This window comes from Pseudomonas sp. HP_01 (assembly GCF_055284355.1).
Genome location: NZ_JBTOPV010000001.1, coordinates 77,282 through 93,208, shown reverse-complemented (window position 1 = coordinate 93,208; position 15,927 = coordinate 77,282). Strand labels below are relative to the sequence as shown.

Below are 15,927 nucleotides of genomic sequence, written 5' to 3'. Positions count from 1 at the left end.
AGTTCAATAAGACGACTTGGCAATGGCTGGCGCTAACCAAGTGAAGGAGTGCGGGCGATCCATCATTTCAACCTTACAGCGTAGTGCTTTCGAGTGATGGGAAATGTCCCTCAACCGCACTGGTTCCAAGTGTTGCAGGCCCTCGAAACCGGAGAGTGGAAAGGTTCAAAGTTATACATGAATAAATAAATGTACAACCCTGCCTAAAGTTCATCCCACCCTCTGCCGATGCGAATAGGCCAGCACATGCGCTTCGTCTGGCCGGGTCACTTGGAAATGGCTCTCAACCTCGCCCTGGATGACGACACCTTCTCTTCGAAGGCAACTGTGGTTGCCCGAACTATTTTTCGCCTGCGGATTGATTACGCGATGGCGTTTGAGGCTTGAAATGGCAGTGGCAACGAGATTTTTGGACAACATCAAGGTTTCCCGAAAGCTGGGGATCGGCTTTGGCATCCTGCTGCTGGCCGTACTGGCGGTGGCGTTTGTCGGTTACACCAGCAATAACCTCCTCGTTGATCGCCTGAACACCACACGCTTGACCGGTACGCTCAACGATGCCGCGCAGGATATGCGTCTCTCCGAAAAGCAGTATGAAGCCTCAGCCGATCAAAACGCGCTTGAGGCTTACCACACACAGCTCAGTGCGCTGCAGGCGCTGACAGCCCAGGCACTGCTTGCAATGAAACGGGCCGAGAGCCAGCAAGCGCTGGCGCAACTGCAAGCCAGTACCGCGTCCTATGATCAAAAGGTCAATCGCCTCGTTGATACCGACAAGTCCACCAGTGGTGCCCTGAAGCCGCTGGGTGCGCTGTCTGACAAATTCGTCGACACATTCTCCAGAATGCTTGAGGCCACCACGGCCAGCGCTTTGGAGCAACCCGGGGTCGAGCGTGTAACCGAGCTGCGCACGGTCGCCGACCTGCGAAATGGCATGACGATGTTTCGTCTCGTGCTGCGCCGTTACATCGCCGTTCCGGACGCCACCAACAAAAAGCTGCTTCTGGACACGACCGACTCGTTCCTGAACAACATCACTAAAGCCCGCACCAGCCTGCCCGCCGAACTGTCCAGCCAACTGGACGAAGCCTTTGCCGGGATGCGGCAGTACCGCGACGTGCTGGTGCAAGTCTCGGCTCTTTTTGAGCAGAAGCAGAGCCTGCGCCAGCAGGTGGATCAAGAAAGCGAGGCCATGGATAAAATCCTGACCGGCTTGATGGACACCCAGCAGCGGCTGGCCCTTGCCGATCAGCACGATGCATTGATTCAGGTGGTCGTTCTGACCTTGTTTGCCGTGGTGGTGGGGCTGCTGGCTTCTGTGATCATCTCCCGTCAGATCACCCTGCCGCTGGCGCTCACGGTCGACCTGGCTCGCCGGATTGCCAAAGGTGACCTTACTGTTCAGTCCAGATCCACGCGCCGAGACGAGGTGGGCGACCTTCAGAATGCCATGCAAGAGATGGCGCAAAGCCTAAACACGCTGGTGCAGGGCATCGGTGGTGGTGTGACGCAAATTTCCAACTCTGCCCAAAAGCTGTCCGCCATGAGCGAGCAGACCAGCGCCGGTGTTCGTCAGCAAAAAGTCGAAGTGGATCAGGTCGCCACTGCCATGCACGAGATGGCCTCCACCGTTCAGGAGGTCGCGCGCAACACCGCCGACGCCTCGGCCGCCGCCACCCTGGCCGAAGAGCAGGCGCGTCACGGCAGCGCCGTGGTCAAGCAGGCCACGACGCAGATCAGCGAGCTGTCCCAGGCAATCGAGGCGTTGGGAGAGGCCATGAACGTGCTGACGCAGGACAGCGGGCAAATCGGCAAAGTCATTGACGTGATTAAGGCGGTTGCCGAACAAACCAACTTGCTGGCGCTAAATGCCGCCATCGAAGCCGCAAGGGCCGGGGAGCAGGGTCGCGGGTTCGCCGTGGTCGCTGACGAAGTCCGCTCGCTGGCACAGCGCACGCAAGATTCGACTCAGGAAATCGAAACACTGATCCTCGCTCTGCAGCAGGGCACTCAATCCGCCGCCAGCCTGATGGTGTCCAGCCGGGAACGCACGCTGGACACAGTCGAACTGGCGCAAAAAGCTGAGCAGGCGATCAACCAGATCAACCACTCCATCGGCACTATCCAGGAAATGAGCCTGCAGATATCCGCAGCCGTCGAGCAGCAAAGTGCGGTGGCCGAAGAAATCAACCGCAGTGTTCTGAGTGTTCGTGACGTCGCCGATCAGTCCGCGACAGCGAGCGAGGAGAGCGCAAGGGCAACCGTCGAGCTGGCGTCTTTGGGCAGCGGTTTGCAAAAAATGACGTCGCATTTCAAAACGTAAGACGTTTCACCCGGTTGCCTGCCGAGCAAACAACGGGAAGCAGGGCTTTTCCAGAGCCCTGCCTCCTGCGGCGCCATCGAAGGTTGGACAGTGAACAGCGGTTGCTTATCGCTTTCAGGGACGGAGCCCCGCCCACTCAACATCATTTAGCGGATCTGCCCCATGAATAATAAATCCAACCCAACCGCCGAACTTGCCCAGGCCGGCGCCGACCTGAATTCTCTGCTAAGCGCGATCGACCGCTCCCAAGCCGTCATCGAATTCGATCTGCAGGGCAATGTGCTGTACGCCAACCAGAATTTTCTCGATTGCATGGGCTACGACCTCGAAGAAATTCGTGGGCGCCATCACCGGCTGTTTTGCATGCCCGACTATGCGACCAGCAAGGAATACCTGATGTTCTGGGAGAAGCTGGGGACCGGCAAGTTTGACGCCGGCCAGTACCAGCGTCAGGCCAAGGACGGGCGCCAGATCTGGCTGCAGGCCACCTACAACCCGGTGATGGACAACAACGGCAAGCCATTCAAGATCGTCAAATTTGCCAGCGATGTCACCGAAGTACGCAATCGCAATGCCGAATGGGAAAGCAAAATCGAGGCGATCGAGCGCTCCCAGGCGTTGATCGAGTTCACCCCTGAAGGCTATGTATTGAACGCCAACAGGAAGTTTCTTTCGGCCATGGGTTACACGCTGGACGAAGTCGTCGGCCAACATCACCGCATGTTTTGTGAACCCGAATACGCGGCTTCCCTGGCGTACCGCGAGTTCTGGGAGAAACTCGGCAAGGGCGAGTACGACTCCAGCGAGTACAAGCGCCTGAGCAAGGACGGTCGGGATGTCTGGATTCAAGCGTCCTACAACCCCATTCTTGATGCCCAGGGCCAGACGTACAAGATCGTGAAGTTCGCCACCGACGTGACCGAGACCAAACTTCGCACCATGGAACACGAAGGCAAGGTCAACGCGATCAACCGCGCCCAGGGCGTGATCGAGTTCGACCTGAGCGGCAATATTCTCTCGGCCAACGCTAACTTCCTGGATCTGGTGGGCTACCGGATGGAGGAATTGAAGGACCGGCACCATTCGCTGTTTTGCGAACCGGAGTATGTCAAGACCACGCCTTATCGTGAATTCTGGAGCGCGCTGAGCAGCGGAAAATTCTTCACCGGGCGCTTCATGCGCATCAGCAAGTACGGCCAGAAAATCTGGATTCAAGCGACCTATAACCCGGTGTTCAACGCGACGGGGCAACCCTACAAGGTGGTCAAGTTCGCCACCGACATTACCGCTCAGGTCGAGCTTGAAGAGGCCATTGAAGCCAAGACCCAAGCGATGGATGAGTCGGTCACCCGCCTGATGGAGGCCATTGCCGAAGTCGTCAAAACCACTGGCGACGCCAACGATCAGGCACGCATTACCCAGGATGAAGCCCAGCGCGGTTCCCAGACCCTCAACGAGGCGTCCGCGGCGATGGACACCATCGGCAAATCGGCAGAAGACATTCAGGAAATCATCGAGGTGATCAGCACGATCGCCGGTCAGACCAACATGCTCGCCTTCAACGCCGCCATTGAAGCGGCGAGGGCGGGTGAGCATGGGCTGGGCTTCTCTGTGGTGGCCGATGAGGTGCGTAAGCTCGCTGAAAAGTCTTCGCAAGCCACCACCAAAATCAACAAATTGATTCAGGAAACGGTCCGCCGCATCAACTCCGGCAGCGAGATATCCCGCAGCGCGGGCAGTGCGTTCGAGCGGATCGTTGCCGGGGTCGAAAAGACCAATGGCGCGATGACCACCATCGGCGCGGCGACGCAAGAACAGCATCACCTGGCTGAGCGTGTCGCTGAACTGATCGGCGAGCTCAACCGTATCAAGCTCGCCAACGGGTTGGGCAAAGGCTTGAGCGCCCCAGGTCAGGTTGAAACCCTATGAGCGAGGCCCTCGCGTTTGGGATAGTCAAACTAGGCGCGCTGGAAGTCGCGATTGACGCCCAGGCCCTGGAGCAGGTGATCAACTGGCCCGCCCGGCTGCAGCCCCATCCGCTGCAAGGCGGGGCATTGCTCGGGATGTTCAGCCTGCGCGGCAAGGCGCTGCCACTGATTGAGCTCCGGTCGTTGCTGGGTGAGCACGACGTCGCCCAACACGACCCACTGGAAATGGTTGCCATCGTCAACCATCAAGGCCGACGCCTGGGCATTGCGGTCAGCGGCGTCAGCGATGTCATGAAAGTCGAGGCGCGGAACCTTTGTCGTCTCGGCGGGGAGGGCACCGCGGTCGCGCTGCTGCCAGAACTCGTGCTGGTGGAAAATGAGCGAATGATTTACCGGCTCGACCTCGACGCGCTGTGCGGCTCGCCCCAGGTGTTGACTGCGCAGTCCAGAGAAGTTGCCGACACCATGCAGGTTCAGGACCCGTCCCGGGAGCTGCATCACTTGCTGTTGTTCGAGTGCGAAGGAAAGCGCTACGCAGTAGATGCCAAAGCAATTACCGAGCTGGTGGACCGCCCGGACATGCTGCCCAGCAAGTTGGGCGGCGACTTCTGCCTGGGCGTCGTGAACCGCCGCGGCGTTGATGTACCTGCCTTGAGCCTGAACCGGATCCTGGGTATTGAATGCCCGGCGACGGCCCAGCCCCAGAATCAACTGCTGGTTTTGACCTCGCGAGAAGGCTATCGCATCGGTCTGGTCTACGACCGAATGATTTCGATTGTACGCAAGCGTGCTCACGAAATTCTGCCATTGCCCCGCTATGGATTACGGGAACCCGGGCTGTTTGCCGGCGTTGTCGGGCTGGAGAACGGAGAGCAAGCGCTGTTGCTTGAATACCGCGAGTTGCTGGAGCGCAAAGAGACGCTGAGTTTCGCCAGGATCTACCAGACCAGCGCACCCAACCAGGATGCGCTGGGCTCGCGTCTCGCGCAGATGAACCAGACGTGTCTGGTGTTCCAGGCCTCCCAGCCGTTCGTGGTGCCCTTGGATCAAGTGTTGGAAATCCTTGATATGCCCGAGCACTACGTACGTTTTGCCCAACATCAGTCCCATTTGTTGGGCAGTTACAACTTGCGTGGCGAGCAGATTCCGCTGGTCTGCCTGAGCAGCCTGATAGAGGGCACAACGCCTCCCGGCAATACGCTGGAGCGGGTGCTGTTGGTCAAAGGCGAACTTCATAGCTTCGGGCTGGTGGTCAACCGCACCGACTCCATTGAAACCTTTACCCACCCGGCGTCCGAGCATCCCGAAGGCTGGGAGCACAGCGTGAGGGTCAAGGGGTCGGTCAATGACCGCATGCGCAGCCTGGTGAGTATCGGCAAGGGTGATCAGGTCCGCTGGATGACGCTGATCAATCTGAGCAACATCGTCAGGGGACTGGAGATGGCCGGGACGGAGGCGCAGACCCAGCGCCTCGCGGGTTGAGCCAGGGACACTTGCCTCGCTGACGCTTCAAGCGTCAGTGAGCTGAAACCGGTAGCCGACGCCATACAACGATTCAATGGGCGTCTCCCCAGGGCATGCCTGTTCCAGCTTGCGCCGCAAGTTGCGGATATGGCTGTCCACTGTCCGGTCAGTCACCACGCGGTGGTCGGAGTAGAGCTTGTCCAGCAGTTGATCTCGGGAAAAGACCCGGCCGGCCGAACGCGCAAACGTGCTGAGCAACCGCAGTTCAAGGCGTGTCAGGTCCAGCTCGACACCATTGAGTGACGCGCGGTGCTGTGCGTCATCAATGATCAGCCGCGGTGCAACGCCGGTCAGCAGTTGGGGGCCGCGGCGCAGGATGGCCTTGACCCGGGCCACCACCTCGCGGGGGCTGAACGGCTTGCAGATATAGTCGTCAGCGCCCAGATCGAGGCCCCGAAGGCGGTCCATTTCTTCAACACGGGCGGTGATCATGATGATCGGCACGGCGCTGAAACCGCGCAGGTCCTGGCAGACCTGCATACCGCGAGGCGGTCAAGGCCAAGCTTCAGGAGATGGAGCCGTTCTATCCGGCAGAAATGCAGCTCAAAAACGTGATTGCCTACGACACCACGCCCTTTGTGAGCCTGTCCATCGAGGAAGTGGTCAAGGCCCTCGGCGAGGCGATCGTGCTGGTGGTGTTGATCATGTTCCTGTTCCTGCAGAACCTGCGCGCGACGCTGATCCCTGCGATTACCGTGCCGGTGGTGCTGTTGGGCACGTTCGGCGTGTTGTCGCTGTTCGGCTACTCGATCAACACCCTGACCATGTTCGCCATGGTCCTGGCGATCGGCTTGCTGGTGGACGATGCCATCGTTGTAGTGGAAAACGTCGAGCGGTTGATGGGCGAGGGCCTGTCGCCCATGGCGGCCACGCGACAATCGATGAGTGAAATCAGCAGTGCACTGGTCGGCATTACCCTGGTGCTGAGTGCGGTGTTTATTCCGATGGCGTTCTTTGGCGGCTCCACCGGGATTATCTATCGGCAGTTTTCCGTGACCATCGTCTCGGCCATGGTCCTCTCGGTGTTGGTGGCCATGACCCTGACACCCGCGCTCTGCGCTTCGCTGCTCAAAGCGCATAACGGCCAGACGCCAAGTGCTCAGCGTGGGTTCTTCGGCTGGTTCAACCGCACCTCTGAACGGGCCAGTGCCGGTTATGAGCGCTGGGTGGGTGCGGTGTTGCGGCGGTGGGGACGGAGCCTGCTGCTTTATGGGCTGGTGCTGGTGTTCATGGCGGTGGGCTACATGAGTCTGGCCACCTCGTTCCTGCCGGACGAAGACCAGGGAATTCTGCTGGCACAGATCCAGTTGCCGGTGGGGGCGACGGACAGCCGCACGCAGGCCGTGATCAAGCAGTTCGAGGATTACATTCTCCAACAGCCTGAAGTCGAATCGATGATCAGCATCAGCGGGATTGGCATGGGCGGTAACAGCCAGAATACCGCGCGGGCCTTTATCCGCCTCAAAGACTGGGCCGAGCGTGGTAGCTCCGGCCAGGATGCGGCCTCGATTGCCCAGCGGGCGACCATGGCGCTGTCCAGCATCGGTGATGCCGACGCGTTCGTCATGCAGCCTCCGACGGTGCGCGGCCTGGGCCAGAGCTCGGGCTTCGACCTGCAGCTCAAGGATCTTGGTGGTCTCGGCCATGATGCGCTAGTGGCGGCTCGGGAAAAGTTGCTTGAGCTGGCCAGAAAGGACCCACGCTTGCTGGGGGTTCGCAGCAATGGCCTGGACGATGCGCCGCAGTTGAAGATCAGCATTGACGACCGCAAGGCCGGCGCCTTGAGCCTGAGCACCAGCGACATCAACGCGACCTTGTCGACGGCGTTGGGCGGGACGTATGTAAACGACTTTCTCAACCAGGGCCGGGTGAAAAAAGTCTATGTGCAGGGGCAAGCCTCCTCACGCATGCAGGCGGCGGACCTTGATCATTGGTTTGTCCGCAACAGCAACGGTGACATGGTGCCGTTTTCGTCCTTTGCCAGCAGCGCATGGAGTTACGGTTCACCGTTGCTTGAACGCTACAACGGTAATGCGTCCCTGGAGATTCAAGGCCAGGAATCGAAATCTTCGGCTGTAAACAACGCTTTCAACTGGCCTTCGGCTCTCCCTGTCCGATCTGCCAGACATAGGGTGGCTCGGTGCCGTTGATACTCCAGTCACCGACGATCTTCGCCTTGTAGATAAGCGGATTATGGGACGCGACGGTCCGCGCATTACGCCAGTGGCGATCCAGGGCTTTATTGACGCTAATGCCTGAGGCGCCGAGCGCATTGAACAGGTCGGTGGCGGCTCGCAGAACAAGATCGGAGACGACGACCTGTGCTTGTGCCGTTTCGATTTCCGCTGCAATGTTCGCCGTTCGCTCTGCCTCGGAATTCCCCGAAAATCGCGCTTCATAGGCTTGCTGCAAGGGCCTTGCAGAGCGAAGGGTGGTGGCCTGTGCAGCGTAGACCTGCGCGGAAATCTGACCGACCACCTGTTGAATCTGAACATCGGCGCTCACGCGGCTGGCATTGCCGTGGCTGTAAACGCGTGTGCGCTCGCGGATCTGCTGGGTAATGTCGCGTTCTATCGCCCGACCTGTGCCCGCCAATACGGCGAGCAATACCAGTTGATAGAACGCGGTTTGATAGTTGAAACGGTTTTGGAAGGGGATGATATGTGTCGCGGGAACCGGCACGTTATTGAACACTGTGGTCCCGCTGCCTGTCGTGCGTTGTCCGAAACCGTCCCAATCATCACTTTGCTGTACCCCGGCGTGACGGGCATCGACCACTGCAATAATGTCCGCACCCGTGTCTGAACGCTGGGCGTACACATCGATCCAGTCAGAAAATAGACTGCCGGTGCTGTAGTATTTTTTTCCGCTTAAAAGAAACTGCGCTCCGTCCGGAGTCGCTTTGGTGATGACTTCACCGAGCTTTACATCGCCTGTTTCTGTCCAGGCATTACCCACTAAATCGCCTTTAACGAAGCGCCGAAACCATGTGTCGCGTTCGGCTGTCGCGGGCGAATTCAGTTGATCTTCTACGAAGGCAAAATGGCCACGCAGGGACTGCGGAATATTGGAGTCCGCTTCGGCCAGCTCGATCAGCAACTCACACAGTTGCTCAACAGAAGCGCCGGCGCCGCCATATTCTTTGGGCACTCGGACAGCGCCGAACCCCGCCTGTTTGAGCCACTTAACAGGTTCGTAAGGGAGAGTTCGAGCGTTTTCTCGCTCAACGGTGCCCGCTGCAATGTGCTGGAACAGCGGCCGAAAACGATTAGCCAGTGCTTCGTAGTCGGTACCGAGAGAAAGCGGATTGTTCGTCGCGTCAGGCATGGGGGAACTCCCGTGATGATGAAAGCCGTCCGGTGCTGGCGGCTTCAATACACCCGCTTTGCATGCTCCATGCCTAACCATAAAGGGCCGATTGATCCGGGTTATCCGTTGAATCCAAGGGCACAACTGTTGATGCATCAACAGTTGTGCTGTGTTGCTGGCTCTCTCGTAACAGCGTCTCGCGGCGTGCAGGCAATACAACTGTTTGCCGGCGAACACCTGTTCAGCAAAACGTTGTTAGCGAGAAAACCAAAACATGTGATCCGGTCGTTAACCTGTTGAAATGTCGTTAAATAAACAACTGGCACAGTTGCTGCTATTTCCACATCAGGCAGGTGGGGCACACCGTACTTGGCGACCACGCCGGGCGGCTCCCTTGCTCTACTTGGAGATCGGCATATGAGTCAGAGCGCAATTAAATTCGCATACTGGGTACCCAACGTCAGCGGCGGGTTGGTCGTTAGTAAAATCGAGCAGCGCACCCACTGGGGCATTGAGTACAACCGCAAGTTGGCACAAATTGCCGAGCAGTCGGGCTTCGAGTATGGGCTCACGCAAATCCGTTTCACCGCCGGTTACGGCGCAGATAACCAACACGAGTCCGTTGCGTTCAGCCATGCGCTGTTGGCGGCGACCGAGAAACTCAAGGTGATCGCGGCCATCCTCCCCGGGCCCTGGACACCCGCCGTGGTTGCCAAGCAACTGGCGACGATTGATCAACTGACGGCCGGCCGTGTGGCGATCAACCTTGTCAGTGGCTGGTTCAAAGGTGAATTCCAGGCCATCGGGGAGCCATGGCTGGAGCATGACGAGCGCTACCGTCGTTCGGAAGAGTTCATCCGGGCGTTGAAAGGCATTTGGACAACCGACAATTTCACCTTCAAAGGCGATTTCTATCGCTTCCATAATTACACACTGCGTCCGAAACCGATTCAGCAACCCCACCCTGAAATCTTCCAGGGCGGCAGCTCCCGTGCTGCCCGCGACATGGCTGCACGCGTGTCCGACTGGTACTTCACCAATGGCAATACGGTAGAAGGCATCAAGGCGCAGGTGGATGATATTCGCGCGAAGGCAGCGGCCAACGGGCATTCAGTGAAGATAGGGGTCAACGCGTTCATTATCGCTCGCGAAACCGAAGAGGAAGCTCGCGCGGTGCTTCAGGACATCATCGACCAGGCGGATCCTGAAGCCGTGAATGCATTCGGCGATGCGGCAAAACAGGCCGGCAAGGCCAGTCCTGAAGGCGAGGGTAATTGGGCCAAGTCCACCTTTGAAGACCTGGTTCAATACAACGACGGGTTTAAAACGAATCTGATTGGAACGCCGAAACAAATTGCCGAGCGCATTGTGGCGTTGAAAGCCGTGGGTGTGGATCTGGTGCTCTCGGCATTTCTGCACTTTCAGGAGGAAGTGGCGTATTTCGGTGAACACGTATTGCCGCTTGTACGCGCGCTGGAAGCTTCAGATCAGACGGTTTCTGTGGCTCAAAGCGCCTGAAGTGTCGCGGAGAAAATTTGCTGGCCGGGGAGGGGGCTGAGTCATTTGCCGAGCAGGATTTCCTGCATCCCCTCGCACCCGACGACCAGCCCCCATACGGACATTAGATGCAAGACCCGCTCGCAGAGACGAGCTCCTGGGCGATGATGGTTTTTCCGGTGCCAGGAAGGCCGCTGAATACGATAAGCATTGTCTGTCCTTGGACGTGGGTTGATTCACTATACGTCGTGGCGTCGAAGCGACCCATCCGTATGTTGTCCATCAACCAGCCGCTGAATCCCTGGTCTGGGCATGTACACCATCAAGACGGAACGCTCGAGAGGGCCTGACCAGACACTCAGGGTAAAATCAGGCGTACCGCGCTTCTCGCGCCGACAGCGGTGTGACGCTATCGCTTTGTATTGAATAGCATGGCAACAGCTCTCTGACTGTCTCTACAGAGTTAAACATCACTACATCAATGATCGAAAGATTGCCAACGAAGGTCGACCGGTACTGGGGATAGGCAATGTCGTCCATTGTGAGGAACTCAAGCGCTAATCCGTGCTGCGCAAAGTACCCGGAGTCGTAAAGCGCGGTGCCGCCTACAGAATTAATACAGGTGCTCGCACCAAATAATTTCGCTGTCTTGATGACCCGGTCTTGCTTGTCGATTGAGCCCGCCATCTCCAGGTCAGAAGCTTTATAAATCGGTGTTCGAATATCCAGATAATGACACAGCTCTTTGATCGAGTGCTCAATGTACAGCGCCAGGTTCCGCTGCGGCGAGCGAATCAGGTGCTGTAGCAGTGGCATGACTTTTCCATAGCAGGGCGCTTTGGAGTAGCAATGAGTGATTAATTTAATCAAGCGCTCTGCTTCTTCGTCGAAGTTATCGCAAAGCCGGCGCTGATTGATGCCCAAGTCGAATCGATCACGTTTGAGTGGAAAAGTGACCATCCTGGGCTCGTTCTTATCGAGTATCCTGTTGCGATTGACCCAGCCAGCTTTCATGTATTGCAAGTCATCGCCCAGAACAAACACATCGGCTGCCGCAATAAGTTGGAAATATCCGAGGTAGGGGAAAAGGTAGGGCTGCATCATTGCGATGGTTTTCATCAGGTTAATCTCCATATTTTAGTTACGCCAATAACTACCTTGATTGGTTGCTTTTGTATCGATATAGCATGACGATGTACTGCTAATAGCTGACGACTAAAAGGGATGACGAGTCGCGGTGGGGCGCTGTCAAGGCTTTTAGTCCAATGCGTGAACGCTTTCTTCTGTTAACCTCTGGCGCCCTGCAAGGGTGATGCAATGCCCAGCCTTGTTTTTCAACTTTTTCTGCGCGCTATTGAACATGTCGTTCACTGCGAGAGGGGATGAGCCTTTTGCCCAAATTTAGGCTGACATTTCGGGCGACCAGACCCAGTGCGCAGAGTTTCTGAAAAGGCGAGATGGCTGACAGGCACATGCCAAACAGCTGAGTCAAGAAGTACTCATATAACGGCTGATTGCCCATGCGATGGTAGTAGTTTGCGAGTGCGGAGTACGTTTGCAAATTCATATGTAACTTGCGTCTGTGGGAACGCATGGAAAATATTCCACCTGGGTGAACCCGGTAAGCGGCAGGCTTTATGCGGCCGAGAAACTTCCCCTTGCCGTGAGCGCCCAGCAGAGACCACCAGCACATGTCGCCTAGAGGGGCGTGGAGTAACTCCTGGGGTAATTCATGAAGAACGTTGCGAAAACATACCGTCAGCGTGGAAATCGGTCGCCCTTGTTGCAGTTCCACAGCGCTTGCATCCCGGCGCCACTTGCCCAAAAGCTGAATACCTCTTTCGCCATTGACGTCGAAGGCCATTGCATCGTGGTAGGTCAACACGTAGTCGTGATTGGCCTCCAGAAAATCAACCTGAATCTGTAGTTTCTGTGGGTCAGTCCAATAGTCGTCTCCTTCGCAATAAGCGATGTAACGTCCTCGAGCTTCCTTGAATATTCCCGGTGTGCAGGTCTTACCCTGCTGATACTGATTCTCCTCTTGATAAAATGGCCGGATGATTTCCGGGTAAAGCGCGACATATTTAGCCAGGACTAGCGCTGTGCCATCAGTTGAAGCGTCATCGTTGACCAGAATCTCGAAAGGGAAGGTCGTCTGTTGTGACAGAAAGCCATCCAGTGCTCGGGCGAGAAACGCCTCCTGGTTAAAGGTTGGGCACACGATGCTAAGAAGTGGGGTCATAGTGATACATTCGCTGACAGGTGTGGGTGAAATAGCAAACGGCGTTCAATAACTCCGCCTGATGTACTTCAAGCAACTTCGAAGTTTTGAATGCACACGCAGCGGATCGCGCTTGGGGCAGCTCGTCAGAATCGTTTGCCAAGAACTGTCAACATCTTCGACAACGTGCGTAATAACGACCAGTCTAGAGCTGTGGCCGACGCAAAGAGGAGGCGTCCAGGATCAACGCCGTTGTTCTCCGTCCGTGATGTAAAAGCTTCGCGAGCCCTGGCATGCCGACAAGACCATCCGACCCCTATATGTATCGACTTCGTACACATTCTTGTCCAATCGTTTACCTGATGAGGCACCTCGTGAGGCGACATTATTTCGGCGCTGGAAAGCGAGCCTGAATCGGCTGCCTGTTGTGGGGAATCTATAGCTGGCCGCGAGGTATCTACGCTCATTCAGCTCTGGGGGCTTCCGCGATTTGTCATTGCTGGTCTTTGCGATGAATAAGCTACGACACATCTCCAGCGATTATTTGGCGTCGTTTATCCGCCTGCTGAAAGGGCAGATCTAAGAAGCTCACTATCAACAACCAGTCTTTACAGCGGCAGCATTGATTTTTACATCGTGCAGCGCAGCAGTCGCTCGGCGCAGTGTTGACGAGAACAAGGCGAATGACTGATCTCCGGCGTTCGGCTAATATCGCTCACATCAAGACGACCCTGGAGATCTACATGTCCCGCCTCGCAGAATTCCGCAAACTTGAACAACAGCTCGCCGCCCAGCTCGCCGAGCTTGAAACGCTGAAAAATGATACTGGTTTGAAGAAAGAAATCGAATTTGAAACCAAACTGCGTGGCCTGCTCGGAGAGTACGGCTTCAGCTTGAGGGAGATCGTTGGCATTCTCGATCCGCAGGCAGCCAGCGGCCGGAAGTCTGCTCCAGTGGCTGCCGAGAAAAAGACACGCAAGGCCCGAGAAATGAAGGTGTATAAAAACCCGTTGACGGGTGAGGTCGTAGAAACCAAGGGCGGCAACCACAAACTTCTGAAAGCCTGGAAGGGTCAGTTCGGGGAAGAGGTTGAGAATTGGTTGGTTAAATGACCTTTTGAAGCTGAAACAGCCGTCGTGAGACGGCTTTTTAATGGGTGCGACTCCGCTCTAAACTCACATGCAGGTCCGTTGCCACGTCGTGCCGCGTGTGTGGGCTGTGTCCTACACGCCCTTAGAGCCCGGCATCGCCTTGGTCGTACTCAGCCCGCGAACGTGTACTCACCGCCTTTTTCTATCGCACTGATATAGGCCGGCCGCGCCTGGAACCGGTCGATCCACGCAGCAAGGGAAGGGTAGTCTTGCAGCATGCCTTGGGACTTCGCTAACTCGCCGATAAAGCTCATCTGGATATCCGCGCCGCTGATTTCTTCACCCAACAGATACGGCGTGAGTTTCAAAGCGGCGTCCAGATAACCTAGATAGTTGGCCAGCTCGGATTCGATTCGCGGCTGGAGCGGCTTGCCAGCGTCCCCAAGTCGCCCGACATAAAGATTGAGCATGAGCGGCAGCATGGCCGACCCTTCTGCGAAATGTAGCCATTGCACATATTCGTCGTAGGTCGCGGTGGCTGGATCAGGCTGCAAGCGGCCGTCGCCGCGGCGGCGGATCAGATAATCGACGATAGCCCCGGATTCGATCAGCACATGAGGTCCATCCTGAATAACCGGTGATTTGCCCAGCGGGTTTATGGCTTTCAATTCAGGCGGCGCCAGGTTGGTCTTGGCGTCTCTTTGGTAGTGCTTGATGTCGTAGGGCAGGGCGAGTTCTTCGAGTAGCCAGAGGATGCGCTGCGAACGGGAATTGTTGAGATGGTGAACGATGATCATGAAGTTCCCTATGAGATGCAAAGGTGTGTAAGGACAGACTGTCGTGTCGCCCTGTGGTTCTAAATGGGTGCGAAATCAGCAGTCCCTGGCATCTTCTCAAAGGCGGCGCCCCGGACATGATGCAAAACCTGATTCGCGATACGTTCGGCGGCCAATGGCATTGACGTGATCTTCTGCAGTGACGCGCAGGATGGAGACGGGTAGGGGGGCATACGGAGGAATCCCGCGGCTCATCCTCGCTGAACTAATCACTTCGCCTGCCCCCTAATTCTGCGCACGTTGCGTCAATCCCAGGCTGATCCTGGGTCACTCACACACGAAGGTTTGGTGAATCATGAAGAGCGAACAGGTAGAAGGCGTTGTAGAGCAGGTTGCCGGCAAAGCACAGAGCGCAGTTGGGAAACTGTTTGGTGATTCGACGCTGGAGGCGGAGGGTACCGGTCGCCAGGCTTCTGGTCAGTTGACCCAAGCCTATGGCGATGCCATGGACAGCGTATCTGCGTTTGTTAAAGAGAAACCAGTCGCTGCAGTTGCAATTGGTGGTATTGCTTTGCTGATTCTGGACCGTCTTCTCCGCCGCTGAGTGAGGAGCAAGGGAGGCTCCGCCAGGGGCGTCCCTTAGCGCGTACCGGAGCATCAGACAGCCGTTCGGTGGGCTATCGAATCCGACGCGATACTACGAAATCATGGACTGATCGATGCAAAAATTTCAAAAATACAGTTGGTTCTTCGTGCTGGCAGGGGCGGCTCTTACAAGTGGCTGCAACTCAATCATGTACGGCAAGCAGTATGCTGTTCCTCAGCCTGGTCAACCCTCAGCGACGGTGCGTATGAAATACGATCACGGCGCCAGGCTGGATCTGATGACGTTCAACGAAAAAGGGTGTTACGCGGGTTACACAACGCTGCTTGCCACTGGTGACTTCGTCGAGTCTCCGGTGGCCGTGGATAAAGAGCTGGTTTTGACGTATCGCAGTGAAGTCGGAGGCATGCAATGCCAGGTTCCGTTCTCTTTCACGCCTGAAGAGGGCGCTACGTATACCGTGGCGAAGAGGTTTTGGAGCGAGCCAAGGAAAGGCGTCTTATCCGTTGTCAGCCCAGACCAGTATTTCTGCGCAGTAGATGTAGTCAAGAAAGTTGGCGATCAGGAAAGCGTTGAACCTGTTCAGCCGCTGCGGATTGATACTGGGTTTGCGTGTCTCAAGTGGGTGAAATAAAGGAAATTCGATGCTGCCAA

The 15,927-nt window shown here is 56.7% G+C and carries 11 protein-coding genes and 3 pseudogenes; 9 read left to right on the top strand and 5 right to left on the bottom strand.

The features are described from left to right. Positions 1 to 298: 298 nt before the first annotated feature. The 4 genes and pseudogenes from ACYAR8_RS00415 to ACYAR8_RS00400 form a co-directional block, all read left to right on the top strand. A pseudogene (locus ACYAR8_RS00415) lies at positions 299 to 1,465 on the top strand (methyl-accepting chemotaxis protein); the annotation flags it as partial. Further along, a complete protein-coding gene (locus tag ACYAR8_RS00410) occupies positions 1,451 to 2,323 on the top strand; it encodes a methyl-accepting chemotaxis protein (RefSeq protein ID WP_425438838.1) in 873 nt (290 codons plus the stop codon). The pseudogene ACYAR8_RS00415 and the gene ACYAR8_RS00410, both read left to right, overlap by 15 nt. A gap of 162 nt (positions 2,324 to 2,485) precedes the next feature. Beyond that, the gene (locus ACYAR8_RS00405) at positions 2,486 to 4,252 is read left to right on the top strand and encodes a PAS domain S-box protein (RefSeq protein WP_463578717.1); all 1,767 of its coding nucleotides are present in this window, start codon (positions 2,486 to 2,488) and stop codon (positions 4,250 to 4,252) included. Next, entirely contained in the window at positions 4,249 to 5,733 is a 1,485-nt protein-coding gene (locus tag ACYAR8_RS00400) for a chemotaxis protein CheW (RefSeq protein WP_463578716.1), read from the top strand. Before ACYAR8_RS00405 ends, ACYAR8_RS00400 begins: the two co-directional genes overlap by 4 nt. Before the next feature lie 27 nt (positions 5,734 to 5,760). Here the strand turns inward: ACYAR8_RS00400 and ACYAR8_RS00395 are convergent. After that, positions 5,761 to 6,258: pseudogene (locus ACYAR8_RS00395) on the bottom strand (winged helix-turn-helix domain-containing protein); the annotation flags it as partial. A 2-nt stretch (positions 6,259 to 6,260) separates the two neighbouring features. Here ACYAR8_RS00395 and ACYAR8_RS00390 point away from each other — a divergent pair. Next, a pseudogene (locus ACYAR8_RS00390) lies at positions 6,261 to 7,868 on the top strand (efflux RND transporter permease subunit); the annotation flags it as partial. Here the strand turns inward: ACYAR8_RS00390 and ACYAR8_RS00385 are convergent. Further along, positions 7,864 to 9,102 (bottom strand): acyl-CoA dehydrogenase family protein, encoded by a 1,239-nt coding sequence (locus ACYAR8_RS00385; protein ID WP_463578715.1) that lies wholly within the window; start codon positions 9,100 to 9,102, stop codon positions 7,864 to 7,866. The pseudogene ACYAR8_RS00390 and the gene ACYAR8_RS00385 sit on opposite strands and share 5 nt — an antisense overlap. A 399-nt stretch (positions 9,103 to 9,501) precedes the next feature. Here ACYAR8_RS00385 and sfnG point away from each other — a divergent pair, with 399 nt between their 5' ends. Next, positions 9,502 to 10,602, top strand: a complete 1,101-nt coding sequence (sfnG, locus tag ACYAR8_RS00380) for a dimethylsulfone monooxygenase SfnG (protein WP_463578973.1) — start codon at positions 9,502 to 9,504, stop codon at positions 10,600 to 10,602. 348 nt (positions 10,603 to 10,950) lie between these two features. Here sfnG and ACYAR8_RS00375 read toward each other — a convergent pair whose 3' ends face one another. Next, a complete protein-coding gene (locus ACYAR8_RS00375; RefSeq protein ID WP_463578714.1) occupies positions 10,951 to 11,700 on the bottom strand; it encodes a WbqC family protein in 750 nt (249 codons plus the stop codon). Positions 11,701 to 11,932: 232 nt separating this feature from the next. After that, positions 11,933 to 12,823, bottom strand: a complete 891-nt coding sequence (locus ACYAR8_RS00370) for a glycosyltransferase family 2 protein (protein ID WP_463578713.1) — start codon at positions 12,821 to 12,823, stop codon at positions 11,933 to 11,935. A gap of 722 nt (positions 12,824 to 13,545) precedes the next feature. On the opposite strand from ACYAR8_RS00370, the gene ACYAR8_RS00365 reads away from it, so the two are divergent. Then, the gene (locus tag ACYAR8_RS00365) at positions 13,546 to 13,914 is read left to right on the top strand and encodes a histone-like nucleoid-structuring protein, MvaT/MvaU family (RefSeq protein WP_108119497.1); all 369 of its coding nucleotides are present in this window, start codon (positions 13,546 to 13,548) and stop codon (positions 13,912 to 13,914) included. Between the two features lie 149 nt (positions 13,915 to 14,063). Here the strand turns inward: ACYAR8_RS00365 and ACYAR8_RS00360 are convergent, their stop codons facing one another. Next, complete coding sequence (locus ACYAR8_RS00360) at positions 14,064 to 14,690, bottom strand: glutathione S-transferase family protein (protein WP_463578712.1); 627 nt, start codon at positions 14,688 to 14,690, stop codon at positions 14,064 to 14,066. A 334-nt stretch (positions 14,691 to 15,024) separates the two neighbouring features. Between ACYAR8_RS00360 and ACYAR8_RS00355 the strand changes: the two genes are divergently transcribed. Together ACYAR8_RS00355 and ACYAR8_RS00350 are read left to right on the top strand one after the other, a co-directional pair. After that, on the top strand, positions 15,025 to 15,273 hold the full coding sequence (locus tag ACYAR8_RS00355; RefSeq protein WP_463578711.1) for a CsbD family protein: 249 nt from the start codon (positions 15,025 to 15,027) through the stop codon (positions 15,271 to 15,273). A 115-nt stretch (positions 15,274 to 15,388) separates the two neighbouring features. After that, the gene (locus tag ACYAR8_RS00350) at positions 15,389 to 15,907 is read left to right on the top strand and encodes a hypothetical protein (RefSeq protein ID WP_463578710.1); all 519 of its coding nucleotides are present in this window, start codon (positions 15,389 to 15,391) and stop codon (positions 15,905 to 15,907) included. Positions 15,908 to 15,927 lie beyond the last annotated feature (20 nt).